The sequence below is a fragment of the Stenotrophomonas sp. YJH_SMC_131 genome, from assembly GCF_059367975.1.
This window is the reverse complement of sequence record NZ_JCAFRJ010000007.1, coordinates 196,233-218,976: the sequence shown is the minus strand read 5'-3', so window position 1 is coordinate 218,976 and position 22,744 is coordinate 196,233. Positions and strand designations below refer to the sequence as shown.

At 67.4% G+C, this 22,744-nt stretch carries 28 protein-coding genes; 13 read left to right on the top strand and 15 right to left on the bottom strand.

Annotated features, from left to right (window positions below; all coding sequences use genetic code 11):
• Positions 1 to 69 precede the first annotated feature (69 nt).
• From AC5P56_RS15975 to AC5P56_RS15965, 3 genes are all read right to left on the bottom strand, one after another.
• A complete protein-coding gene (locus AC5P56_RS15975; RefSeq protein WP_032959386.1) occupies positions 70 to 438 on the bottom strand; it encodes a VOC family protein in 369 nt (122 codons plus the stop codon).
• A 68-nt stretch (positions 439 to 506) separates the two neighbouring features.
• Positions 507 to 1,274: a helix-turn-helix transcriptional regulator gene (locus tag AC5P56_RS15970; protein ID WP_262093382.1), complete on the bottom strand. Its 768-nt coding sequence runs from the start codon at positions 1,272 to 1,274 to the stop codon at positions 507 to 509.
• A 123-nt stretch (positions 1,275 to 1,397) separates the two neighbouring features.
• A complete protein-coding gene (locus tag AC5P56_RS15965; protein ID WP_005411880.1) occupies positions 1,398 to 1,973 on the bottom strand; it encodes an OmpO family porin in 576 nt (191 codons plus the stop codon).
• 161 nt (positions 1,974 to 2,134) lie between these two features.
• Between AC5P56_RS15965 and AC5P56_RS15960 the strand changes: the two genes are divergently transcribed.
• The 4 genes from AC5P56_RS15960 to AC5P56_RS15945 all read left to right on the top strand — a co-directional run bounded on the left by AC5P56_RS15960 (position 2,135) and on the right by AC5P56_RS15945 (position 4,995).
• Positions 2,135 to 3,139, top strand: a complete 1,005-nt coding sequence (locus tag AC5P56_RS15960) for a DUF2268 domain-containing putative Zn-dependent protease (RefSeq protein WP_495231795.1) — start codon at positions 2,135 to 2,137, stop codon at positions 3,137 to 3,139.
• A 211-nt stretch (positions 3,140 to 3,350) separates the two neighbouring features.
• Positions 3,351 to 3,623 carry a hypothetical protein gene (locus tag AC5P56_RS15955; RefSeq protein WP_010487149.1) on the top strand — a complete coding sequence of 91 codons (273 nt, stop codon included), beginning with the start codon at positions 3,351 to 3,353 and terminating at the stop codon, positions 3,621 to 3,623.
• A 167-nt stretch (positions 3,624 to 3,790) separates the two neighbouring features.
• Positions 3,791 to 4,477 (top strand): L,D-transpeptidase, encoded by a 687-nt coding sequence (locus tag AC5P56_RS15950; protein ID WP_014645514.1) that lies wholly within the window; start codon positions 3,791 to 3,793, stop codon positions 4,475 to 4,477.
• 185 nt (positions 4,478 to 4,662) lie between these two features.
• Complete coding sequence (locus tag AC5P56_RS15945; protein ID WP_227864434.1) at positions 4,663 to 4,995, top strand: hypothetical protein; 333 nt, start codon at positions 4,663 to 4,665, stop codon at positions 4,993 to 4,995.
• A gap of 28 nt (positions 4,996 to 5,023) precedes the next feature.
• Here AC5P56_RS15945 and arsH read toward each other — a convergent pair whose 3' ends face one another.
• Positions 5,024 to 5,752, bottom strand: a complete 729-nt coding sequence (arsH, locus tag AC5P56_RS15940) for an arsenical resistance protein ArsH (protein WP_049441739.1) — start codon at positions 5,750 to 5,752, stop codon at positions 5,024 to 5,026.
• Positions 5,753 to 5,769: 17 nt separating this feature from the next.
• Between arsH and AC5P56_RS15935 the strand changes: the two genes are divergently transcribed.
• The 4 genes from AC5P56_RS15935 (at position 5,770) to AC5P56_RS15920 (ending at position 8,546) form a co-directional block, all read left to right on the top strand.
• A complete protein-coding gene (locus tag AC5P56_RS15935) occupies positions 5,770 to 6,099 on the top strand; it encodes an ArsR/SmtB family transcription factor (protein ID WP_014645511.1) in 330 nt (109 codons plus the stop codon).
• 37 nt (positions 6,100 to 6,136) lie between these two features.
• Complete coding sequence (locus tag AC5P56_RS15930; RefSeq protein ID WP_495231794.1) at positions 6,137 to 6,640, top strand: arsenate reductase ArsC; 504 nt, start codon at positions 6,137 to 6,139, stop codon at positions 6,638 to 6,640.
• Between the two features lie 13 nt (positions 6,641 to 6,653).
• Positions 6,654 to 7,685: an ACR3 family arsenite efflux transporter gene (arsB, locus tag AC5P56_RS15925; protein WP_014645509.1), complete on the top strand. Its 1,032-nt coding sequence runs from the start codon at positions 6,654 to 6,656 to the stop codon at positions 7,683 to 7,685.
• A 486-nt stretch (positions 7,686 to 8,171) separates the two neighbouring features.
• Positions 8,172 to 8,546: a hypothetical protein gene (locus tag AC5P56_RS15920; RefSeq protein WP_495231793.1), complete on the top strand. Its 375-nt coding sequence runs from the start codon at positions 8,172 to 8,174 to the stop codon at positions 8,544 to 8,546.
• 60 nt (positions 8,547 to 8,606) lie between these two features.
• Here the strand turns inward: AC5P56_RS15920 and AC5P56_RS15915 are convergent, their stop codons facing one another.
• Positions 8,607 to 9,272 carry an Ivy family c-type lysozyme inhibitor gene (locus AC5P56_RS15915; protein ID WP_495231792.1) on the bottom strand — a complete coding sequence of 222 codons (666 nt, stop codon included), beginning with the start codon at positions 9,270 to 9,272 and terminating at the stop codon, positions 8,607 to 8,609.
• 135 nt (positions 9,273 to 9,407) lie between these two features.
• Between AC5P56_RS15915 and AC5P56_RS15910 the strand changes: the two genes are divergently transcribed.
• A complete protein-coding gene (locus tag AC5P56_RS15910) occupies positions 9,408 to 9,863 on the top strand; it encodes a YybH family protein (protein WP_495231799.1) in 456 nt (151 codons plus the stop codon).
• A gap of 124 nt (positions 9,864 to 9,987) precedes the next feature.
• Here the strand turns inward: AC5P56_RS15910 and AC5P56_RS15905 are convergent, their stop codons facing one another.
• From AC5P56_RS15905 to AC5P56_RS15885, 5 genes are all read right to left on the bottom strand, one after another.
• The gene (locus AC5P56_RS15905) at positions 9,988 to 11,013 is read right to left on the bottom strand and encodes an NAD(P)H-dependent glycerol-3-phosphate dehydrogenase (RefSeq protein ID WP_005420929.1); all 1,026 of its coding nucleotides are present in this window, start codon (positions 11,011 to 11,013) and stop codon (positions 9,988 to 9,990) included.
• A 20-nt stretch (positions 11,014 to 11,033) separates the two neighbouring features.
• Positions 11,034 to 11,552 carry a protein-export chaperone SecB gene (secB, locus tag AC5P56_RS15900; RefSeq protein ID WP_005407596.1) on the bottom strand — a complete coding sequence of 173 codons (519 nt, stop codon included), beginning with the start codon at positions 11,550 to 11,552 and terminating at the stop codon, positions 11,034 to 11,036.
• Between the two features lie 99 nt (positions 11,553 to 11,651).
• The gene (locus tag AC5P56_RS15895; RefSeq protein WP_014645505.1) at positions 11,652 to 12,089 is read right to left on the bottom strand and encodes a rhodanese-like domain-containing protein; all 438 of its coding nucleotides are present in this window, start codon (positions 12,087 to 12,089) and stop codon (positions 11,652 to 11,654) included.
• Positions 12,090 to 12,146: 57 nt separating this feature from the next.
• A complete protein-coding gene (locus tag AC5P56_RS15890; protein WP_014035526.1) occupies positions 12,147 to 12,572 on the bottom strand; it encodes a hypothetical protein in 426 nt (141 codons plus the stop codon).
• A 32-nt stretch (positions 12,573 to 12,604) separates the two neighbouring features.
• Positions 12,605 to 13,072, bottom strand: a complete 468-nt coding sequence (locus AC5P56_RS15885; RefSeq protein WP_005407593.1) for a YiiD C-terminal domain-containing protein — start codon at positions 13,070 to 13,072, stop codon at positions 12,605 to 12,607.
• Positions 13,073 to 13,107: 35 nt separating this feature from the next.
• Between AC5P56_RS15885 and AC5P56_RS15880 the strand changes: the two genes are divergently transcribed.
• From AC5P56_RS15880 to AC5P56_RS15870, 3 genes are all read left to right on the top strand, one after another.
• Entirely contained in the window at positions 13,108 to 13,917 is an 810-nt protein-coding gene (locus tag AC5P56_RS15880) for a uroporphyrinogen-III synthase (RefSeq protein ID WP_014645504.1), read from the top strand.
• Between the two features lie 104 nt (positions 13,918 to 14,021).
• Positions 14,022 to 14,999: a uroporphyrinogen-III C-methyltransferase gene (locus AC5P56_RS15875; RefSeq protein ID WP_032959352.1), complete on the top strand. Its 978-nt coding sequence runs from the start codon at positions 14,022 to 14,024 to the stop codon at positions 14,997 to 14,999.
• 6 nt (positions 15,000 to 15,005) lie between these two features.
• Positions 15,006 to 16,301 (top strand): heme biosynthesis HemY N-terminal domain-containing protein, encoded by a 1,296-nt coding sequence (locus AC5P56_RS15870; protein ID WP_049418860.1) that lies wholly within the window; start codon positions 15,006 to 15,008, stop codon positions 16,299 to 16,301.
• Positions 16,302 to 16,527: 226 nt separating this feature from the next.
• On the opposite strand, the gene AC5P56_RS15865 is transcribed toward AC5P56_RS15870, so the two are convergent.
• Complete coding sequence (locus tag AC5P56_RS15865) at positions 16,528 to 17,823, bottom strand: acetyl-CoA C-acetyltransferase (RefSeq protein ID WP_111206060.1); 1,296 nt, start codon at positions 17,821 to 17,823, stop codon at positions 16,528 to 16,530.
• Between the two features lie 93 nt (positions 17,824 to 17,916).
• Between AC5P56_RS15865 and AC5P56_RS15860 the strand changes: the two genes are divergently transcribed.
• Entirely contained in the window at positions 17,917 to 18,804 is an 888-nt protein-coding gene (locus tag AC5P56_RS15860; protein WP_495231791.1) for a hypothetical protein, read from the top strand.
• 111 nt (positions 18,805 to 18,915) lie between these two features.
• Here the strand turns inward: AC5P56_RS15860 and AC5P56_RS15855 are convergent, their stop codons facing one another.
• The 4 genes from AC5P56_RS15855 to AC5P56_RS15840 all read right to left on the bottom strand — a co-directional run bounded on the left by AC5P56_RS15855 (position 18,916) and on the right by AC5P56_RS15840 (position 22,740).
• Entirely contained in the window at positions 18,916 to 19,542 is a 627-nt protein-coding gene (locus AC5P56_RS15855; protein WP_495231790.1) for a superoxide dismutase family protein, read from the bottom strand.
• Between the two features lie 32 nt (positions 19,543 to 19,574).
• On the bottom strand, positions 19,575 to 20,144 hold the full coding sequence (locus tag AC5P56_RS15850; protein WP_495231789.1) for a superoxide dismutase family protein: 570 nt from the start codon (positions 20,142 to 20,144) through the stop codon (positions 19,575 to 19,577).
• Between the two features lie 93 nt (positions 20,145 to 20,237).
• Entirely contained in the window at positions 20,238 to 21,686 is a 1,449-nt protein-coding gene (gene ntrC / locus AC5P56_RS15845; protein ID WP_014645497.1) for a nitrogen regulation protein NR(I), read from the bottom strand.
• Positions 21,679 to 22,740 carry a two-component system sensor histidine kinase NtrB gene (locus AC5P56_RS15840; protein WP_032959394.1) on the bottom strand — a complete coding sequence of 354 codons (1,062 nt, stop codon included), beginning with the start codon at positions 22,738 to 22,740 and terminating at the stop codon, positions 21,679 to 21,681. Before AC5P56_RS15840 ends, ntrC begins: the two co-directional genes overlap by 8 nt.
• Positions 22,741 to 22,744: the final 4 nt, after the last annotated feature.

Here is a 22,744-nt window from a genome sequence, read left to right as displayed (position 1 = left end):
TCATAGCGGAACCGCCTGACCGGGGACGGAGCGGTTCTCGTTCCGTCCACCAGCGAAGGTACGAAGACCTCAGTCCACATCACTCCAGACCGCCAGTTCGTAGCCATCCAGATCGCGGAAGTGGAAGCGGCGGCCCCCGGGAAAGGCGAACACCGCCTGCACCACTTCGCCACCGGCGGCGACCACGCGCTGCTGTGCGTCGGCCAGGTCCGCGCAGTACAGGATCACCAGCGGTCCTCCGTGAGCACGCAACGGCGCGTCAGACACGAAGCCGCCCTTCAGCCGGCCATCGTCGAACTCGGTGTAGGACGGACCATAGTCGGTGAACTGCCAGCCGAACACCTCGCCGTAGAAGCGTTTGCTGCGGGCGATGTCGGCGACGTTGAATTCGATGTTGTCGATGCGGCGTTCGGCTTCGTGGGTAGCTTCGTGGCTCATGAGGTTGCTCCGTGATTGGAACCCCAGCTTCGGTCAGCGCGGCGCTGCGATCTTGAACGAAACGGCCATCAGTGGCCCCACTCCAGGCGCAGTTCGCTGGCGGTCATGCCAGTCAGCTCGCGCGCCTCGCGGCTGAGATGGGCCTGGTCGGCATAGCCGGCATCAGCGGCCAGCATCGCCAACGAATGCTGTGGCAGCGCGCGACTCTGGCGCAGGAAACGTTGCAGCCGCAGGATCCGCTCCAGCGTCTTGGCGCCGTAGCCGAACTGCGACTGGCTGAAACGCCGCAGGCTGCGCGGGCTCAGGCCCAACTGCGCCGCCAGCGTATCCAGCGTGGCATTACCCGCGGCGAGCGCTTGGAACAGGACATGGGCGCGCTGCGCCGGCGTATCGAGCGCGGCCGCACCCATGTGCTGTTGCAGGCAGTGCGCCATTCGCTGCAGGCGCTGTGCAGGCGCGGTGTCGCCGATGGAGGCCGCCGCCTTGTTCGCCCACGCGCCCTTCAGATCAGCCAGTGGCACGGCCTGGCCGATGATCCCGGCCAAAGGCAGGCCCAGCGCGGCCAATGCCTGGCCGGGGCGGAAGCGTGCGCCCAGCACCTGCGCACCGGGTGCCAGCGCCGGGTGCGCGGCCACACGGTCCGGGCCGACGACGAACAGCGCACCGTCGCGCCAGAGGATATCCACGCAGCCATCGGGCAATACGGTGATGTGCCCATCGGCATCGGCAGGAAGCTGGCTCTGCCACAGCTGGCCAAAGTGGCCGCGCAGCGGCGCAGGCGTCAGATGTTCCTGGTAGGTCGTGCCGGTGCCTGCAAGAGAGGAAGGGTCGCCCATGCCGCATTGTGGCGCCACGGGGCCCATAAAAGTGAAGCCCGGCGCGAGGCCGGGCTTCGGTTGGCGTGTGGGAGAGAGAGAGAGTCACACGCCAGCACAACACGCACTAACGACAGGCGTTTGTTACCAGGTGAAGCGCGGGCCCACGAACCACTCGCGGTCGCCGGCCTTGGCCAGCTTCACTTCGCCACTCAGGCCCCAGTTCTGGTTGAACTTGGCGGTGGCGCCGACGCGGCCGTAGAACTCGCCGTCCGGGTTGATGCCGTGCTTCTTGGTGTAGTCCTCGTAGCCGGCCATCACGTAGCCTTCCACGTACGGGTTGAACGCGGTGCGCACGCCGACTTCGGTCGAATAGCCGTTGAAGTCCAGGCCATGCTTCATGTCGAACTTCTGGTACGCAACGCGGGCCACCAGGTCGGTGTTCGGTGCGATGCCGTAGTTGTAGCCGGCACCGATGCGCCACTGGTCGACGTCATTCTTGAACTTGTCGGTCTCCTGCGCGCTGTAGTCGCCGAAGATGTGGAAGTTCGGGTGCACCGCCACGGAACCCTTCACCTTCCAGCCATCGGCGTCGCCGCCCTTGGCATCGGTGTTCACGTAGCCGCCTTCAACGTAGTTGTACGACAGGCCGTCGGTTGCCGATGCAGCGAACGGCAGGGCAGCCAGGAGACCCAGGGCGAGCAGCGAATTCTTGTTCATCGGGACACACCTTTAATTATTTTGGTTTCGTCGGCCGCCTCCCGGGAGGGGGAGAGAGAGGAGGCGGTCGACAGGTGTGAATTATCCGTTAGGGGGTCTAATCGACCCTGAATATTGAACTGACTGGTGTATAAATAAGGCTGGCGTTCAGGGAACTCCACATGCAGCACGCGTCCGTCGCATCACTGCTGTTTCCGCCCCATGCGCGCCGCGCGGTGCGGGTGCTGCTGCTCGTCGCCCTTCCGATGATGCAGCTGCCAGCCAACGCGGCCGAGCGCGCCCAACCTTCTGCACGCATCGTGGTACAGACAGACGATGTCACGCGTTTCTTCAGCGTGCTGGATGCCACTGGAGGAAAACCCAGTGCCGAAGACCTGCAGCGCGGCTATCTGGACACCGGCACGGAGGCATTGCGCAGCTTCACCGACAGCCGCATCGGATCAATGGAGCGTTTGGCCAGGGCCATCCAGGACAAGCCGGCGTTGTTCGCCAGGGCGCGGACCTGTGCAGCGGCATTGCCGGCGATCCGCGCGCGGGTTGCCGACGCACTCGATCGGTTGGGCACGCTGCTCCCCACTGCACGTTTTCCTCCGGTCACCGTGCTGGTCGGGCGGGGTAACAGCGGCGGCGTCACCACCGAAGATGGTGTGGTGATCGGACTGGAAGCACTGTGCAACGCCGACTGGATGCAGCCTGACGTCGGCGATCGTTTCGTGCACCTGATCGCCCATGAGTACGTGCACGTGCAACAGCCCGGTGCGAGCGTCGATGTCACGCAGCCCACCCTGCTCTATCAGACGTTGCTTGAAGGCGGCGCCGAGTACGTGGGTGAACTGATCTCGGGGCAACCGGCCAACGCGCATCTGCGTCGCTGGGCCCAGGGCCGCGAATGTGCGCTGGAGCGCGCGTTCGTACAGGACAGTGGGGGCACCGATCTTTCGAAGTGGCTGTACAACGGCCCCGGCGATGAAGCACGACGTGGAGATCTCGGATACTGGGTCGGCTACCGCATCGCGCGCAGCTATGTTTCCCGCGCGCCAGACAGGACCAGGGCCATCGCCACGCTGCTGGATGTGCGGCCCGACACCGCCGCGACCGTGTTCGAGGCGAGTGGATGGACGCCTGCCTGCACTGCTGCCAAAGGCATGGAAACGCAAGTGCTGTGAGAGCCGCTTCATACTGATGAATTGGCGACCTTGAACAGGCACAAGGCACGCCGCCGACGTAGATCAGCTCGCCTCATCCCGCTTGTTAATCCTGGGTCAGAAGCCGGCTTCACAGTGCTTCCACGTATTCAAATTCCAGCTGAAAGCGCTTGGTAGCGGCGGGAACAAACGCCGCTATATTCCAGCTTCCCCAGACGAAGGAGGGAGTGCAATGAACCTGAACCCGCAACACATGAAGACGGCCCGCGCACTTGCTGTAGCGCTCATCGCCACCGTAAGCCTTGGCGCCTGCGCCTCATACAAGAACGAGTTTGCAACCATCAACTCGCGTCTCGATCAGCTCGACGTCAAGGTGCAGGGTGCTGCGCAGAGCGCGGAGTCCGCCAACCAGTCCGCACAGCAGGCCAATCAGCGCCTGGACCAGATCGAAGGTCGCGTGCAGCAGCTTGAAAGGGCACCTGCCGGCCGCAAGCCGCGCGGGTAATCGCTCCCTCACCTTTTGAATTGATCCACCTCTGTATCGGGTGTATCGGGGACCCAGTGGCCTTCGCCGGCCACTGGCATCCTTCCACCCACGATTGCATTGCAAGGAGCCGTCCCATTCGTACTTCCCCCTCCCCTGCACGCCGCGCCCTCCATGCCTCCCTGGCCATGGCACTGGCCGTTGCGTGCAGCGGCGTAGCCAACGCCAGGGACAAGGACGCACCTGCACCATCGGTCGCCGCCGTTGATGAACTTCCGCCCGACCAGAGCGTGTCCGAGACAGTGATCGAGCTGGCCGGCTGGGTGGTCGCCAGCAAGGACAACCAGGGCTATCCGTTTGCGGTCATGGACAAGGCGGCGGCGCAGGTTCTGGTCTTCGGCGGTGACGGCAAGCTGCGCGGCGCCGCACCGGCGCTGTTTGGGTCGGCGATCGGCGACCATTCCGCACCGGGCGTCGCCAAGCTCGCACTGAGCGCGATTCCCGGCCACGACCGCACCACGCCTGCCGGCCGCTTCATTGGCGGTTACGGCCCGTCCGACGATGCCGGACGCGTGCTGTGGGTGGACTACGATTCCGCCGTGTCGATGCACCCGCTGCCGCCGGGCAGCCCGAAGGAAAAGCGCGCCGAGCGGTTGGCATCGCCCTCGCCGGACGACAACCGCGTCACCCACGGCTGCATCAATGTCTCGCCCGCGTTCTACGAGCAGATCGTGCAGTCCACGTTCGAGAAGGGCGGTGTGTTCTACATCCTGCCGGACAAGGATTCGATCGCGAAGACGTTCCCGGAGTTCGCGCAGAGCCGTGCCGTCACAGATGGCAACCAAAAGAAGACCGCACAGCACGCTGGCGAGTAGTGCGTTTGTGCGTCCGCCCTGGGCGTTGTGGGCACATGCCGCCCGCCGGGCGGCTGCGATGCACAGTCTGCTCATGGAGAGTCGCCTGCGTGTGAGGCGTGGTGCCCCCGAGGCCCGGCACGCTGGCATACTGCGCCCGTAGACGATCCTGCGAGGCAATGTCTGCCTCGTCCATGAGGCCGCCGGTGGACCCACTCTTCCAGTTTCTGCTGAGCACGATGGGAGGCGTATTCGTCTTCCTGTTCTTCGTGGCGCGCGACTACCTGCGTGGCTTGGGGTGGCTGCTCGGTTCCTGGGATCCGAACATGGGGCACGCGACCGAAGATGCGCTCATTTCGAAGGCCAATCGCAGCGCCTTGCTGATTGCGGCGGTGCTTCTGGCGTGGGCCTTCATGGGCCCTTCTCCCTACCGCCGCAACTGGGAAATCGAAGTAATGGGCATCGGCACCGGCATGTTGCTGGCCTATGTGGTGATCATCCGCCTTGCAGCTTCAAGGGTGAAGAGGCTGCTTGGGTGAGCGTGCCTCACATCGGCACCAATGAGGATCAGGAAGCCGTAGCCTCTGCAGCCCGCGCCAATGCCGCGGCGTGGGCGTCGCCCTTCCGCTCGCTGTAACGGTCTACCAGGTAGTCCGACCGGCCCCGCGTCAGCAGCGTGAACTTCACCAGCTCTTCCATCACATCCACCACCCGATCGTAGTACGGCGAGGGCTTCATCCGGCCGTCGTCATCGAATTCCTGCCAGGCCTTGGCCACCGACGACTGGTTGGGGATGGTCAGCATGCGCATCCAACGACCAAGCACGCGCAACGCGTTGACCGTGTTGAACGACTGCGAGCCGCCGCTCACCTGCATCACCGCCAACGTCCTGCCCTGCGTGGGCCGCACGCTGCCATCTTCCAGCGGCAACCAGTCGATCTGGTTCTTGAACACGCCGGTGACCGTGCCATGCCGCTCGGGGCTGACCCATACCTGGCCTTCCGACCACTGCGACCATTCGCGCAGTCGCTGCACTTCAGGGTGGTGCGGGTCCACGCTGTCCAGCATCGGCAGCGCATGCGGATCGAACACCCGGGTTTCGCACCCCAGATGGCGCAGCAGTCGCTCGGCTTCCAGCGCCAGCTTGCGGCTGAACGACTGGGGCCGCAGCGAGCCGTAGAGCAGGAGGATGCGCGGCGGCCCCAGATCTGCCGCGGCGAGCTGGTGATGATTGGGCTGGGGCAATGACGATTCCACCAGGTTGGGCAGGTCCAGGCTTGTGATTGGCTCATTCATTCGATTATTCTAGAAATATGGAAACATCGAATGCAATCTCCGCCCTGACCGCCCTCGGTCATGCCACCCGCCTGGCTGCCTTCCGCCTGCTGGTGGAGGCCGGCCCGGCAGGGCGCATGGCGGGCGACATCGCTACGGCCCTGCAGGTGCCGCCGGCCACGCTCAGCTTCCATCTGAAGGAGCTGGTGCAGGCCGGGCTGGTGGAGAGCGAGAACCAGGGCCGAAACGTCTGCTATCGGGCCAACTTCGATGCCATGAACGGCTTGATCGAGTACCTCACGCACAACTGTTGCGCGGGCTCACCCAGCAACCAGTGCGTCCCCGCCGAACCCGCCTGCAAGTGCTGATACCGCACACGACCCACCCCATCGAAGCGATTGCCACATGACCCGCAATGTCCTGTTCCTCTGCACCGGCAACAGCGCGCGCAGCGTGCTGGCTGAAGCCACCCTGCGCGCCTGGGACAGCGATCGCTTCAGGGCATTCAGTGCGGGCAGCCAGCCCACCGGCCAGGTCAATCCGTTCGCGCTGGCACAACTGCATGCCGAAGGAATGCCCGTTGAAGGGCTGCGCAGCAAATCATGGGACGAGTTCGTGGATGCAGCGCCCATGGACCTGGTCATCACCGTGTGTGATGCGGCCGCTGCCGAAGCTTGCCCAGTGGTGTTCGGTGACTTCATCCGCAGCCATTGGGGCCTGCCCGATCCGGCCGCCGTGGCAGGCAGCGATGCCGACAAGGCCGCAGCCTTCGCGCTGGCCCATGCCATCGTGAAAGTGCGGCTGCGTGCGCTGCTCGCACTGCCCGAATCGGTGTGGTCCGAACGCGAAGCGCTGCAGCACGCGCTGGACCGGATCGGCCAGCTGTTGCCGACCGACGGCGCGCAGTGACGGTGCCACTGCCATGAGCCTGTTCGAGCGACACCTGACGCTGTGGGTTGTGCTGTGCATTGCGATGGGCACGCTGCTGGGCCACGTCCTGCCCGGTGCCTTCGCGGTGCTGGCGTCCGCCGAAGTGGCCAAGGTCAATCTGCCGGTTGCGGTGCTGATCTGGCTGATGATCATCCCGATGCTGCTGAAGGTCGACTTCCGCGCGATGCGCCAGTTGCAGCAACACTGGAAGGGCATCGGGGTAACACTGTTCATCAACTGGGCGGTCAAGCCGTTCTCGATGGCGCTGCTGGGCTGGCTGTTCCTGCGCCATGCCTTCGCCGACTGGCTGCCCGCAGCACAGATCGACAGCTACATCGCCGGGCTGATCCTGCTGGCAGCCGCACCCTGCACCGCCATGGTGTTCGTGTGGAGCAACCTGTGCCGCGGTGATGCCAACTTCACCCTGAGCCAAGTGGCGTTGAACGACGCGATCATGGTGGTTGCCTACGCGCCGGTGGTTGCACTGCTGCTCGGCCTGTCGGCGATCACCGTACCGTGGGATACGCTGTTGCTGTCCGTTGGTCTCTACATCGTGGTGCCGGTGCTGGCTGCTGCACTGCTGCGGCACTGGATCCTTTTGCGCAGCGGCGAGGCGGGCCTGCAACTCACGCTTCGAAGGTTGGGGCCGCTGTCCCTGTCCGCGCTGCTGCTGACGCTGGTGGTGCTGTTCGGGTTCCAGGGCCAGCAGATCGTGAAGCAACCGCTGGTAATCGCGCTGATTGCCGTGCCGATCCTGATCCAGGTCTATTTCACCTCGGGCCTGGCCTACCTGCTCAACCGTCGGCTGGGCGTGGCACATTGCGTGGCCGGCCCGTCAGCGCTTATTGGTGCCAGCAACTTCTTCGAACTGGCGGTGGCGACTGCGGTGGGACTGTTCGGCGTGCATTCCGGGGCGGCGCTGGCGACGGTGGTGGGCGTGCTGATCGAGGTGCCGGTCATGCTGTCCGTGGTGCGCATCGTCAACCGTACTCAGGCGTGGTACGAAAGACCCCAAGAGCGCTGACAACCAGAGTGGGGCGAGTTCGATTTACGTTCTTCGCTCCGCACTGTCGTCATCGGCTTGGTGGGGTACCCATATCCCTGTCATCAAGTTCGAACCATGTCGCATATTCCCCATGCTGCTACGGCCGTTGCGGCGCCTGCGTCTGCGACGACTTAACAGCATGCAAGAATGCTGAAAGCGTCTTTGATCGAACGCTGTTTGCAACTCGTCTGATTGGCGTTTCGCAGCGACGGCGGTACAGATGGCGTGCCACCGGAAAAAGGTGGCCGGGCCTCGAAAACCCGTGGCAATGCGTACGTTGTATGCGCCTGCCCGTCGGCGTCACCCAGTGTGGCGCCGGCGGGCAATTCGTCTGCCGACTATGGCGGGCGGAGCGTGGAGGCCTTGTGCCTGCCGGCCTTGTACGCACTGTCCCGGTTTTCGAGCCACGTCTCCGCCCGCCACCTTTGCGTGGCGGCTACCGTCTGTCCTGCACGGGGCACTGCCATGACATCACCGGACTTCCCACGCCTGCATCCGCATCGCTCATCCGCCACTGGCGGTGGGCCGCCAGAGCACGCGGCTGCGACCGATCCGAATGCCTTCATCGCCACGCTTCACCGCATCGGCAAAGGCGCGGCCGCCGACGGCCAGCCCTGGCCAGAGCGTCACCAGATGCCGGGCCGCTGCATGGCGCTGGCCGATGCGGACTGTGCACTGGCCGGCCAACGCGTGACGCTGGAGCTGCTGCTGGCGGCCGAGCGCGTGCGTCAGAACGGCACGGAGGCCGAGTACGTGGGCGACCGGGTGATGGAAGGGCTGATCCTGGCGTGCCTGACCATGAACGCACAGGCCAGCGCGCGTATGCGCCCGGAAGGGTGACGCGGGCGACAACGCCCGCGATTCCGCCGGGTAGGATTCGGCGCTGCGGAGCGCGTCACATCACTCGCAGAGCGCGCTGTCTTCTTTCAACGCGGCATCCTGCAGTGGCTGGCGCTGTTCGATCTGCGCACGTTGTTCCGCCGTCGGCTCGCCCAGCCACCACACACGACAGCGCGCGGTAAGACGGCCGACCATCCTCGCTTCCGTCGGCGAATACAGCATCGCCAACGCGGTGCCGGGGCAGTCGTGGGCCTGGCAGGCGGTATAGAACCACCACGGCTCGCCCTGCAGCACCAGCGGCTCACCAGGACCGCTGGGCCCGCTCAACAGGCGTTCGCGCAGCGATGGAATCTCCCTGTCAGCGGATTCGGCTGCGGCTGTGTCCTTCATCAGGGCGTTGAACGCGGCCAGCACCTTCGGGTCCTTGCGGCCGCAGTCGTCCACGGTATTGCCGCCCACCAGGGTGAAGAAATGCGTCGCCAGCGGGTTGTCCACGCAGGTGAGTTCGCCGCCGGCACTCGGGTCTTGCGGTTCGCCTTCGTTGTCCCACACCGAGGGATCCACGCCATCTTCGATGGATGGCGCCTTCTCGCCCACCGTTGCCGTGGCCGCAGGTGCTTCTGTGGCCGGTGCTGGTGCGGCTGGTGCTGCATCGGGTGCCGGTGCCTGCCCGCAGGCGGCCAGCAATGCGACCGTCAGTGCCATCCCTGTGATTCGAATCTTCATTCCCCGTCCTTGTCTGATCTGCGCTGCATCCACCAAATCGGCGGCCGCGTGATTCTAACCAGCACCGTGCCAGGATGCGTTCGTAGCGTCCCGTCATCGCCTGGAGCCGGACGCATGCGCCGTACACGACTCGCCATGATCTTCTGCAGTGCCCTGCGGCTGGCATCGTCGGCAATCGCCCACGATGCAGAAGGCGCGAAGCCTGCACGGCCTCTCCCGGGCGCAGCCCTGCCCGCACCGCTGGAGCGCGTACTACGCGATTACGAGCGGGCGTGGCGCTCGGCTGATGCCAAGGCATTGGCTGCGCTGTTTGCCGAGGATGGTCTTGTACTGCAGAGCAACCAGCCGCCGGTGCGCGGCCGCAGTGCGATCGAGGCCGCGTATGCCGGTCAGGGCAGCAGTCCGTTGCGGCTGCGTGTCTTGGCGTATGCGGTGGAGGGGAATACGGGCTACATCATTGGTGCGTATCGCTACGGCAGCAACGAGGGGGACACCGGCAAGTTCACGCTGACGCTGAAGCGCGTGGGCGACGGGCCGTGGTTGATCTTCTCGGACATGGACAACACCAGCGCGCCGCCACGGGCGCGGTGATTGCCGCCGTCGGGCGCCAACCAAGGTTGGCAGCTACCAGAAGCGGGTTCGGCAGTAGATCCACGCCATGCGTGGATGGCTCGCGCACATAAAAAACCCCGGCACGTGGCCGGGGTTTTTCGATTCACTTGAACAGCGTGTCCGGGTATTCCGGTTTCTGTTCCCGCGCCAGCAGTGCGCGCAGGCCTTCTTCCGGGGTCTGCTCGCCGTGCAGCACGGCACGCACGCCGTCGGAGATCGGCAGGTCGATGCCATGGCGGCGTGCCTGTCGCATCACTTCGTCGGCGGTCTGCACCGACTCGACCACCTGGCCGATTTCGCGCACGGCATCCTGCAGCGTCTGGCCACGGCCCAGGGCCAAGCCCAGGCGACGGTTGCGCGACAGGTCACCGGTGCAGGTCAGCACCAGATCGCCCAGGCCGGCCAAGCCCATCAGCGTTTCCGGCTTGGCGCCGATCGCCGCAGCCAGGCGCAGCATTTCATTGAGACCGCGGGTGATCAGGCCGGCACGGGCGTTGAGGCCCAGCTGCATGCCATCGGCCACGCCGGTGGCCACCGCCAGCACGTTCTTCATCGCACCGCCCAGCTCGGCACCGACCATGTCGTCGCCGGTGTAGGCGCGGAACGCCGGGCCATGCATCGCCTCGGCCACCGTCTGCGCGAACTCGGGCACGTCGCCGTGCACGGTGATCGCGGTGGGCAGGCCCTGGGTTACTTCCTTGGCGAACGATGGCCCGGTGACGACGGCCAGCGGCACGTCCTCGCCCAGCACTTCGCGCGCCACTTCATGCAGGAAACGGCCCGAACCGGGTTCGAAGCCCTTGGTGGCCCAGGCCACGCCGGCACCGGCCGGACGCAGCGGCGCCAGCGCGCGCACGGTTTCACCGAAGGCATGCGACGGGGTCACCACCAGGATCCAGGCCGCGCCTTCCACCGCCGACGCCAGGTCGGTGGTGGCACGCAGGCTGTCCGGCAGCGGGATGCCCGGCAGGTAACGCGGGTTCTCGTGGCGCTGGTCGATGGCCTCGACCACGGCAGCGTCGCGCCCCCACAGCACGGTCGGATGACCGTGCCGTGCGAGCAGGCTGGCCAGCGCGGTTCCCCAGGAACCGGCGCCCAGCACGGCGATCTTGTCAGCGGGAGTGCTCATCCGTGACGTCGCGGCAGGAATCAGGCGTTGCCAGCCGGCTCGGAGTCAGCCAGCGACGGTGCGTCGCCCTGCTCCTGGCGCTGGCGCAGGGTTTCTGCGTACAGGCCTTCGAAGTTGATCGGCTGCAGGAAGAACGGCGGGAAGCCGCCGGCCTGGATCAGGTCGCTGATCAGCTGGCGCACGTACGGGAACAGGATGTTCGGGCACTGGGTGCCAAGCAGCACGTCGATCGACTGCGGGTCCAGGCCGACCAGGCCGAACACGCCGGCCTGCTTCACTTCGGCCACGTAGGCGGTGCGCTCACCGGCCTGGCAGGTCAGGGTCACGGCCAGCACGACTTCGAAGGCGTTCTCACCCAGGCGCTGCACCTGCTGGTTCAGGTTCAGCTGCAGCTCCGGCTGCACCTGATCATTGAAGATGGTCGGGGCGTTCGGCGACTCGAAGGAGACGTCCTTGACGTAGATCTTCTCGACGGTGAAAGCGGGGCCGGTGGCGGCATCGACCGGCGCAGCAGCGCCGTTGGTGATCTCTTCGGACATTTCCAGTAACTCCAATGAATGCAATGAAAACGATGGTCGAATTACTGCGATGGGGGCGGGATCAGGCCCATACAAGGCCGGATCCGCCACCTGCGGCAATCAGTTGCGGCCCTTGACCAGCGGCAGCTCGGCCTGCTGCCAGGCGGGAATGCCGCCGTCGAGCACGTAGACCTTCTCGAAGCCGGCCTTCTTCAGCGCCTTGGCGGCGGTTTCCGAGGCGTTGCCGCTGCGGCACACCAGCACCACCGGCGACTGCTTGGCGTTGGCCACCAGCTTGTGGTCCGGGCCGAAGGCACTGGCCTGGGCGTTGCGGCTGCCGGCAATGTGGCCCTTCTCGAAGTCACCGCTGGCCGACAGGTCGACCACCACCGTGCCGCCCGCGTTGATCAGCTGGGTCAGTTCGGCGGGCTTGATGCCCTTGAAGCCCCGGAACAGGCGGCGGATCTCGGTGACGATGATGGCCACGGTCAGGCCGACCAGGGCCGCGGACAGCATCGGGTTTCGGCCTGCAAAGGCCAGCAACTCTTCGTAATTCACTCAGGTCACGGGTCGATTAAGCGGGCGCCGATTGTCGCACAAGCCGGACGCGGCCCGTCACTGCCCCTTCCACAGGTCCGGCAGGCCGGCGGTCTGCCACCAGCGCTTGGCTTCCGGGTCCCAGCGCCAGCGCTCGACCACGACCACCGTGCGCTCGGCCTGGGTGTTCTGGTTGATCACCCCGATTTCGACCCGCCGCTCGACCAGTCCCCCGTCCAGTGAGGCACTGCTGCGCTCGCGGTAGGACGACACGCGCAGCTGCGCGTAACGGTTGAGCTCGAACTCGGTGGGCGGCTTTTCCTTGCGCAGCTTGGGGTCGAGGTAGCCGATGGCATCGTCCATGCTGCCCCAGCGGATGGTCGCCCCGTAGGCGATCTGGGTCTCTTCCAGCAGCTTGCGCTGCTTGCGGCTGAGGTCGTCGGCCGAGGCCACGGCACTGGCCAGCAGCAGGGAACAGATCAGGAACTGGATCAGGCGGCGCATCAGTGGTTTCCCCAGAACGTCAGCCTGCCATCCTACCCTTTGGCGAAGGCAACGAAGCGACCGCTGAATTCGGCGGCGGGCTTGCCATCGGCGCCGGGCTGGGTGGCGATGATGCTGATGCGGGCCTTGCGGCGCTGCCGGAAGGTGTTCAGGAAGGCATCCCAGCCGGTGGCCTCGGCCGCTTCGGCGTGGGCGTGCAGGTCTTCGTAGACCGGGGCCAGGTAGCGCAGGTTGCTGTCGGCCACGTAGACCTCGGCATCGTGGCCGGCCAGGCGCAGGCGCAGGCTGACCAGCGCCCAGCCGGACAGGGTCAGCACCGAGGCCAGGCTGCCGCCGAAGGCGTTGCCCTTGTCGTTGACGTTGGCGGCCAGCGGCGCGGTGATGCGCAGCACGCCATCGGCATAGCCGTCGAGCTGGATCTGCATGGCGCGCACCGCCGGCATGCAGTCCAGCACGTCCTGCAGGGCGGCCAACGAGGAAGTCAGGGCATCAACGGACATCGGAGCAGCGACCACGACAACGAAGGGCCCGCATAATGCAGGCAATGGCCGACCATACGATACCCACTGGCGCCACCCGTTCCGGCGCGCGCTGGACCCTGATCTCGCTGCGCCCGCGGGGCCAGAATGTGGCGCTGCGCCGCGCCGTTGCTGGGCTGGGCGGGGATGTCCTGGCCCTGGCGCCCTGGCGCCTGCAGCGCCTGCATGGCACGCCTGTGGTGCGTCAGCTGCAACGCGCGCTGAACTGCGATCGGGTGGTGTTCACCAGCCCGGCCGCCGTGACCGCGGCCGCCACCCTGCTGCCGCTGGCCGAGGCCCAGCGCAGCCCGTGGCTGACCGTCGGCGAAGGCACCGCGCGCGCATTGCGGGCACACGGCATCACCGAGGTGCACGCGCCGCAGCGGATGGACAGTGAAGGCCTGCTGGCGCTGCCGGTGCTGGCTGACGTACAGGGCCTGCGCATCGGCCTGGTGACCGCGCCCGGCGGGCGTGGCCTGATTGCCGCGCAGCTCCAGGCGGCCGGCGCCACAATCGAACGTGCCGACATCTACCAGCGTCGCCTTCTGCACCTGCCGCCCCGTGCGCTGGCCCGATTGGCGCATTCAGCGCAGCCGTGGATGCTGGCGGTGAGCAGTGGCGAAGCGCTGCAGCATTTCTGGCAGCAGCTTCCGCCGCCCTTGCAGCAGCGTCTGCAGGCGCACGCGACTGCCGTGGTGGCCAGTGATCGCCTCGGCGAACAGGCCCGGGCACTGGGCCTGCAGCATGTCGTGCGCGCGGCAGGCCCCACCAGCGCGCAGCTGGTGGCGGCCGCACACGCCACGCTCACCGTCCCGGCAGCGACCTGAACAGGGACGTGGGTCACGCTTGCCGCTGTCGTCGGCAACAGTGATGCTGTGCACAACGCGGCCTGCCGGCCCCCGACCGGCGACGTTGCCGACAAGGAAGCCCGATGAACGACACTCCGCCCGTTTCCCCGCCCCGTCGACCCGTGCGCTGGCTGCTGCCGCTGGCCGGTGTGGTCGTGCTCGGCGTGGGCGGCTATGCCGGCTGGTATGTCTGGCAACAGCAACAGAACGAACAGGCAGCGCAGGCACAGACCACGGCTGTCCAGCTGAAGGGCCTGGAGGCCACGCTGGATGCGCTGCGTCGTGACCAGCGCGCGACCAGCCAGCGCCTGCAGGACGCGGCCGCCACCAACCGCGTGCTGCGCGACGAGATGCTGGGCCTTTCCCAGCGCAGCGCATTGCTGGAAGAGAACCTGGCCAAGCTGGCCGACAGCGCCAACCAGGGCCGCCAGGCGGTACAGCGCGATGAGGCCGAACTGCTGCTGACCCAGGCCGCGCAGCGCCTGAACTACGCCGACGATGTGGAAGGCGCACGCCGGTTGTACGCCCAGGCCGCGACGGCACTGGCCGAACTGCCCGACAGTGATGGCCTGAACCTGCGTCAGGCGCTGGTGCAGGAGCGCGAGGCACTGGATGCGCTCGGCAGCGGCCCACGCGTGCAGTCGCTGCAGCGTCTGGATGCTGTGGGCAGGGCACTGCAGGGCCTGCCTTCGCAGATCACCGGCACAACCGGCAGCAGCACCGCCAAACCCTGGTGGCAGGCAGCTCTGGCGCCGTTCGTGGACATCACCCCGAGCCGCCAGAACGGCCCGCTGACCGCCGCCGAACAGCGCAATGCCGACGACGCGCTGCAGCTGGAACTGACATTGGCACGTGCGGCAATCGAGCGCGGCGACCGCGCGGGGCGCAATACCGCATTGGACCGCGTGGAGCACTGGGCACAGCGGCGCTGGCCGGATTCACCAGCCCTGCGCGCGCAACGTGCTGAACTGAAGGCCTTGCGCGAACTGCCGCTGCAGGCCAACGACGCTGTCCTTGGCAGCACCCTGCAACAACTGCGCACCCAGACCGACCGGAGGTAAGCCCGCATGAAACCCCTGCAATCCCTGGTCGTGCTGTTGCTGGCCGTGGCCATCGGCGTGGTCGCTGCGCAATGGCTCGGCGCCGATGACCTGAACCGCTTCGGCGAAGTGACCCTGCGCTACGGCGGCTACGACTACCACAGCAACCTGCCGAAGGTGGCGCTGCTGGCAGTGATCGCGGTGCTGGTGCTATGGCTGCTGTGGAGCCTGATCGCCGCACCGTTCCGCGCCTGGGGCCGCTACCGCCGCAAACAGGGCCGGGTGCGCCTGATCGACGGCCTGCAGGCCTATGAGCACGGCCAGTGGCAGCGTGCCGAGAAACTGCTGGACGGTGCCGCCAAGGATCCGGAAGTGAGCGCGGTGGCGCTGGCCAACGCCGTGCGCAGCGCGCAGGCACGTGCCGACGGCCCGGCTGGCGAGGCGCTGCTGCAGCGCCTGGGCGAAAGTGATGCCACCCTGCAGGCGCTGCTGCGCGCCGAACAGCTGCTGGCGCGCGATCTGCCGGTGGATGCGATCAACGCATTGGACGTAGCGGCGATCCAGCCGCTGCCGCCACGTGGCCTGTGGCTGCGCACCGAGGCACTGGCACAGGCCGGCCGCGCCCACGAGGCGTATGGCCAGCTGGGTGCACTGCGCCAGAGCAAGGTGCTGCCGGCCGAGGCCAGCAGTGAACTGGAAGCACGCCTGGCTGCACAAGCGCTGCTGGAAGCGGCCGACGTCAACGCACTGGCCGCGCAGTGGGAAGCCACGCCGAAGGCACTGCGACCGACTCCGGACGTGGTTGGCGCCTATGCCAGCCGCGCGGTGGCGCTGGACTGGGACGAGCCGGCGCTGCTGGCGCTGGAACAGGCCCTGGACCAGCGCTGGGATGACGAACTGGTGGCGCTGTATGGCCGTCTGCCGGCCGAGCGCCTGGCTACCCGCCAGGCCAACCTCGCACGTTGGCGCAACGTGCATGACGGCTCGGCCGCGTTGCGCCTGGCGCAGGGCCGCGTGGCCCTGGCCCAGCAGCAGTGGGAGGCCGCCGATGCGTTCCTGCACGAGGCCATCGCCGCGGGCGCCGGTGCACCGGCGTGGGAAGCGCTGGGTGAACTGTTCGCCCAGCGTGGCGAACACGCGCTGGCCGCGCAGTGCCTGGCCAATGCGCTGCGCCTGCAGCGCGGCGAGGACAGCGTGGCGCTGGTGCGCGGCGGCGAGACGCCACTGCGTGCCACGGTGGAAGAACAGCCGCTCGCGGTGCAGCCGCCGGTGTATGACGCCAACGAAGAGCGCGACGAATTCGGTAATCCGCGGTTGCCGTGACCGCTGCTGAAATAGGCCGACCAACGGTCGGCACCCACAGGAGCAAAAAACGCCGCCCAATGGGCGGCGTTTTCATGTGCGGGACCCGTTAGTCGCCAACCCTGGTTGGCGCGTGGCCTTTCCGAGCGATGCCGTTTCACGGCCGACCAAGGTCGGCATCTACCACAGCAGATCCAGCACGCATTTTTGGTAGTCGCCAACCTTGGTTGGCGCGCGGTCGCAGCGATCAGCGTTCGACGATCGCCACCACGCCCATGCCGCCGGCGGTGCAGATCGACACCAGCGCGCGACCACCGCCGCGTTCGGCCAGCTGCTTGGCGGCGGTGGCGATGACGCGGGCGCCGGTGGCGGCGAACGGATGACCGGTGGCCAGCGACGAACCCAGCAGGTTGATCTTGTCCGGGTCGATGCGGCCCAGCGGTGCGTCCAGCCCCAGGCGGTTGCGGCAGTAATCCTCGCTCTCCCACGCACGCAGGGTGCACAGCACCTGCGCGGCGAAGGCTTCGTGGATCTCGTAGATGTCGAAGTCCTGCAGGGTCAGGCCATTACGCTTGAGCATCTCCGGCACCGCGATGGTCGGCGCCATAAGCAGGCCTTCGCCATGCACGAAGTCCACCGCAGAGACATGCGCGTCGCGCAGGTAGGCCTGCGGCTCATGGCCGTGCGCGCGCGCCCACTCTTCGCTGGCCAGCAGTACCGCAGCGGCACCGTCGGTCAGCGGGGTGGAATTGGCGGCGGTCAGCGTGCCACGGCCGGAAACCTTGTCGAACGCCGGCTTCAGCGTGGCCAGCTTTTCCAGCGAGGTATCCGGGCGCAGGATGTTGTCACGCTCGACGCCACGGAACGGTGCGATCAGGTCGTTGAAGAAGCCACGCTCATAGGCGGCGGCCAGCTTCTTGTGCGAGGACACCGCCCACTCATCCTGCGAGTCGCGCGAGATGTTCCATTCCTTGGCCATGTCCTCGCAGTGGTCGCCCATGCTCTTGCCGGTGCGCGGCTCGGCCACGCCCGGGAACTCGGGCTTGAGCTCGGAGAACTTGAAGCCGGAAGTGAGCGCGCGGATCTTGTCGCCAGTGCTCTTGGCGCGGTTGGCGGCCAGCAGGCGCGCGCGCAGCTTCTTGCCGTAGACGATCGGCACGTCGGAGGTGGTGTCCGAACCGCCGCCGATGCCCGATTCGATCTGGCCCAGCGCGATCTTGTTGGCGACAGTGATGATGCTGTCCAGCGAGGTGCCGCAGGCGCGCTGCAGGGTGATGCCCGGGGTCAGCGGCGACAGGCCGGAGGACAGCGTGGCTTCACGGCCCAGGTTCCAGTCGCTGGAGTGCTTGATCACCGCACCCATCGCCACTTCACCCAGTTGCTGGCCGTGCAGGCCGAACCGTTCGACCAGCGCGCCCAGCGTACGGACCGACATGCCGAGGTTGCCGACATCCGAATACGCGGTGTTCTGGCGGCAGAACGGAATGCGGACGCCACCGAGGATGGCGACGGGACGAGCGTTGGGCATGGAGATACCTGGCATGGATGAGGGTGTCTGCAACATGGCCTGCACGGCGGAGCAGGCATAATGGAGCCAAGTGTAGCTGCCGCCCTGTGATGGGCCAACCGTGGAACCATGAGCAAACCCGACCCCGCGATGAATGCCCTTGGCGTGCTGGCCCTGGAACTGGCCGGCGGCGAAATCCCCCGCCAGGCGGTGCTCAGCGCTGAACAGGCCGGTGAACTGGCCGAACGCGTCGGCCGTGACCTTTCCAAGCTGGTGCCGCAGGTGGCCGAGCTGGACCTGGTGTTCGCGGCCGCCCATTTCGACCCGGCCGAAGTACTGCGCCCGGGCTGGCCGATCCATCGCCGCCTGGAAGAACTGCAGATGCGTGCCCCGGGCCGCAACCAGGGCCCGCGCCTGCTGGCCTTCGGCACCGATGCCGCAGGCGATGTGCCGCTGCCGTTCCAGGCCGATGCGACCCTGGTGGGGGGCGGCCTGCGCGTGGTGCCGTTCCTGCTGACCGGCAGCGACGTGGCCACCACCAACGCGGTGGCCAATGCGCTGGAAGAAACACTGCTGGCCAACGGCATGGCGCATGCCGACACCGCGTTGATGGCACAGAACAGCTTCGGTGCCCGCATCGAACACGCGCGCTATTTCACCGCGAACGACCTGGCCGCGATGATGTCGATGCAGTACGACAACCAGGGCTTGGCGGCGCTGTGGCCGCTGATCGAGACCGCGATCATGGCGCCGGGCGAAGACGAGTGGCTCAATGCCGCGCCCGAGCCGCTGCTGCGCTATACCCATGGCGAGGCACGCATGGCGCTGTTCGATCCGGCCGGTTGGTGCGCGTACTACAACCACAGCAAGAACGATTGCGACCGCCTGCAGGGCATCTACGAGCAGTTCCTGATGCGCCAGCGGCAGATGGCCGCGGTGCTGGAAGCGCACGGCGTGCCGGTGCTGTTCGTGCACTGCGAGGCCGGGCAGGACGCGCGCGAGCTGCTGGCGCGCTGAAGACGGGTAGTGCCGGCCGCTGGCCGGCAACGTCCGGATCTGCGATTGCCGGCTAGCGGCCGGCACTACCGATAATGAAGAACGCCGGCTTGCGCCGGCGTTCCTTGATTCTTACGGGGCGTTCTGGATCACCGCACACGCCAGGCGTGCGCCGGCGTTGCCGGTCGGCTGGGTCTTGTAGTCGTCCGCATCGGCGTGGACGATCAGGCCGCGGCCGATGATGTCGAAGTCATCACCCTTGCCGATGTTGACATTGCTCGACACCGGGCCGTCGATGGTGGCCACTCCCTTGTCGTCGGCCTTGATGTTGGGCATGTCGCCGCCGTGGTGCGGATCGGTGGCGACGTTGCCGTGATCCTGCTTGCCCGGGTTGAAGTGGCCGCCGGCGCTCATGCCGTCCGGCGCGCTGCAGTCGCCCTTCTCGTGGATGTGGAAGCCGTGCTCGCTGCCCGGCTTCAGGCCAGTGATCTGGCCGGTCACGTGGACCTTGCCATCAACCACCTTGAAGGTGACGCTGCCCTTGGTCTCGTTGCCCTGGGTCGGTGCCAGTTCGGCGGTGGCCGAGGCATCGGCAGCCGGTGCAGCCGCCGGGGCTGGCGTTGCGGCCGGTTCGGTGGTGGCGCCGTCAGCCGGCGCGGCCGGCGGAGTCTCAGTCTGCGGCGCGGCGGGCTGCTGGTTACAGGCCGCCAGGCCCAGCGCGGCGATGGCCGCAAACAGCGAAGTGTGGATCAGACGCATTGGAATCTCTCCCTGGATGTTGCCTGCAGTGATCAGCGGACGACCCGGATCACGCCACAGGCGATGCGGACGCCGGCATTGCCGGCGGGCTGGCTGCGATAGTCGTCGGCGTTGGCATGCACGACCAGTGCACGTCCGGCGATATCGGTGGCGGCGCCTCCGCCAAGGGTAACGCCCTTGAGGTGGATATCGACGTTGGCGCGGCCCTGGGCATCGGCACGCAGGTTGTCCATGTCGCCCAGGTGGTGCTTGCCGGTGCCGGCGCGGCCATGCGCGGCGCCACCGGGATTGAAGTGGTTGCCGGCGCTGCTGCCATCCACCGCGCTGCAGTCGCCACGCTCGTGGATGTGGAAACCGGCCTGCTGCAACGGCTGCAGGCCACCGATCAGGCCGGTGATGTGGATACCGCCGGGCTCCACCATCAGTGCGATGCGGCCACTGACGATGCTGGCCGAGGCCGGCGACAGATTGGCCTCGCCCTGCTTCGCTGCGCTGACCACGGTGGGCGGCGGCGGGGTGGGCTCGGTCTTCTTCGGCGCGCTGCCACAGGCAGACAGCAGCACGGCGGCGGACAACGGCAGGATGGCAAAGGACAGACGCATCGAAGACTCCTTGCAGGTGACACTAAGCATTGCATCGTCCATGAACGATCAACGGTTCGGCAAGCGGGCGCGAGGATCGCGTGCAGGGACCGTTCAATGGCCCCCGCGGCGGCGCCCGGCGCCCAGCTTGCGGGTAAGGGTATTGCGGCCGAGGCCGAGGCGGGCAGCGGCTTCGGCGCGGCGACCGTGGGTGATCTGCAGCGCAGCCTCCAGCAGGGCATGGTCGACCCGCTCGCGCACCTGCGCGTGCAGCCCTTCCACGCCTTCGGCCAGCTGACGGCGCGCCCATTCGGCCAGCAGCGCTTCCCATTGGCCCGGATCGGCTGCGCTGGCGCTGTTGCGGCGGCCGCGCGCGCGGTTCAGCGCGGTATCGACATCGGCCACGCCGATGGTGTCGGCGGCGGCCAGCGCGGCCATCCGCCAGCACACGTTCTCCAGTTCGCGCACGTTGCCCGGCCAGTCGTGTTCGCGCAGCGCCTGCAGAGCCGCGGCGGTGAGGCGCTTCGGCGGCGTATCCAGCCTGCGTGCGGCGGCGGCCAGGAACGTGCTGGCCAGTTGCGCGATGTCCTCGCGGCGCTCGCGCAGCGGCGGCAACTGCAGGCGCACCACGTCCAGGCGATGCAGCAGATCGGCGCGGAACTTGCCCTGCGCGACCAGGCCTTCCAGATCCTGGTGGGTGGCGGCCACCACGCGCACATCGACGCGGATCAGCTCGCGGCCACCGACGCGGAAGAACTCACCCTGCGCCAGCACACGCAGCAGGCGGGTCTGCAGCGGCAACGGCATGTCGCCGATCTCATCCAGGAACAGCGTGCCGCCGTTGGCCTGCTCGAAGCGGCCGACATGACGGCGCTGCGCACCGGTGAAGGCGCCAGCTTCGTGGCCGAACAGCTCGCTCTCCAGCAGTTCGGCCGGGATCGCGGCGGTATTGAGCGCGACGAACGGGCCCTGCGCACGCGGCGATTCGCGGTGCAGCGCATTGGCCACCAGCTCCTTGCCGGTGCCGGTCTCGCCGGTGATCAGCACCGCCAGCGGTGCCTGCGCCAGGCGACCGATGGCGCGGAACAGCGCACGCATCGGGGGGGTATCGCCCACCAGTTGCGGCGGCTGGTCGCCGGGCGTTTCGGCGGCGGGGCTGGGGGCGGCCAGCGCGGGCGCCACGGCCGGCAGCACACGCTGCGCCAGCGCCACGGCATCGTCCAGGTCGAACGGCTTGGACAGGAATTCATGCGCGCCCCCGCGGAACGCACCGGCGGTGCTGGCGACATCGGTATAGGCCGACATCACCACCACCGGCAGCTGCGGCAACGCGGCCTTGAGCTTGTCCAGCAGTACCAGGCCATCGTCGCCGGGCATGCGCACATCGGTGAACAGCAGCGCCGGTGGCGGGCCCGCGCTCAACGCCTGCAGGGCGGGAGCGGCACTGTCGAAATCAACGACCTGGTACCCCGCCTCGCGCAGCGCGGTGCACAGTACGAAGCGCACCGCACGATCGTCGTCGACCACCCAGATGCGCTGTGCGGTGGTGGGGGACTCAGACATCGCGCGGGGCCTCCTCGGCAGGAGCGGCGCCGTTGCCGATCGGCAACAGCAGGGTGAACACGGTATGGCCCGGACGCGAGCGGTAGGTGAGCGTGCCGCGATGCTCGCGCGCGACCTGCTGGGCCAGTGCCAGGCCCAGCCCGGTGCCTTCGGCACGGCCACTGACCAGCGGCAGGAACAGGTGTTCGGCCAGCTCCTCGGGCACGCCACGGCCGTCGTCGGCGATTTCCAGGCGCAAGGCCAACGTGTGCAACTGCTCGGCGATGCGCACCCCATGCTCCACGCGGGTGCGCAGGGTGATGCTGCCGGCACCGGCCTGGATCGCGTTGCGCACCAGGTTCCACACCGCCTGGGTGAGGCGGTCGGCGTCGCCGTGGAATTCGGGAATGCTGGGGTCGTAGTCGCGCTGCAGGCGTACCGCCCAGCCGGCCTCGTTCTCGGCCAGGCGCAGCACACGTTCCAGCGCGGCATGGATGTTCAGTTCCGCATGCGGCGCGGCCGGGGCCGGCGACAGCAGCTGGTCGAGAAGGCCGTTGAGGCGCTCGATCTCCGAGCCGATCAGTTCGATCAGCTCACGTTCGCTGGCGTCGCGCTGCGCCGCGCGGCGGGCCAGCAGCTGGGCCGCGCCCTTCAGCCCGGCCAGCGGGTTGCGCAGCTCGTGGGCCAGGCCCTTCAGCGCCGCGCTGAGCGCACTGGGCAGCGCCTGGGTTGGGTCCAGCCCGGGGAATTCATCGACCGGATGCGCCTCCAGCAGCCAGCCACCATCGTCGCGGCGGCTCATCCAGCCCTCGGCGAAGCGCGGCGCCTCGCCGGGCACCGCCAGCGCCAGCCGGTTCAGGCGCAGGCTGTCGCGCTCATCGCGGGCCAGGAAATGGGCAAGTGCCTCGCCCTGCACTTCCAGTGCGGCCAATGGCCGACCCAGCAGGCGCCGGACGCTGACGCCCAGCCAGCGGGCGAAGGCCGGATTGCAGCCGGCAATGCAGCCATCGGCCCCGGCCCAGGCCAGCGGCGTGCCCAGGGCATCAAGGGACGGCGGGGGTGCGGGGTCGGACATTGCA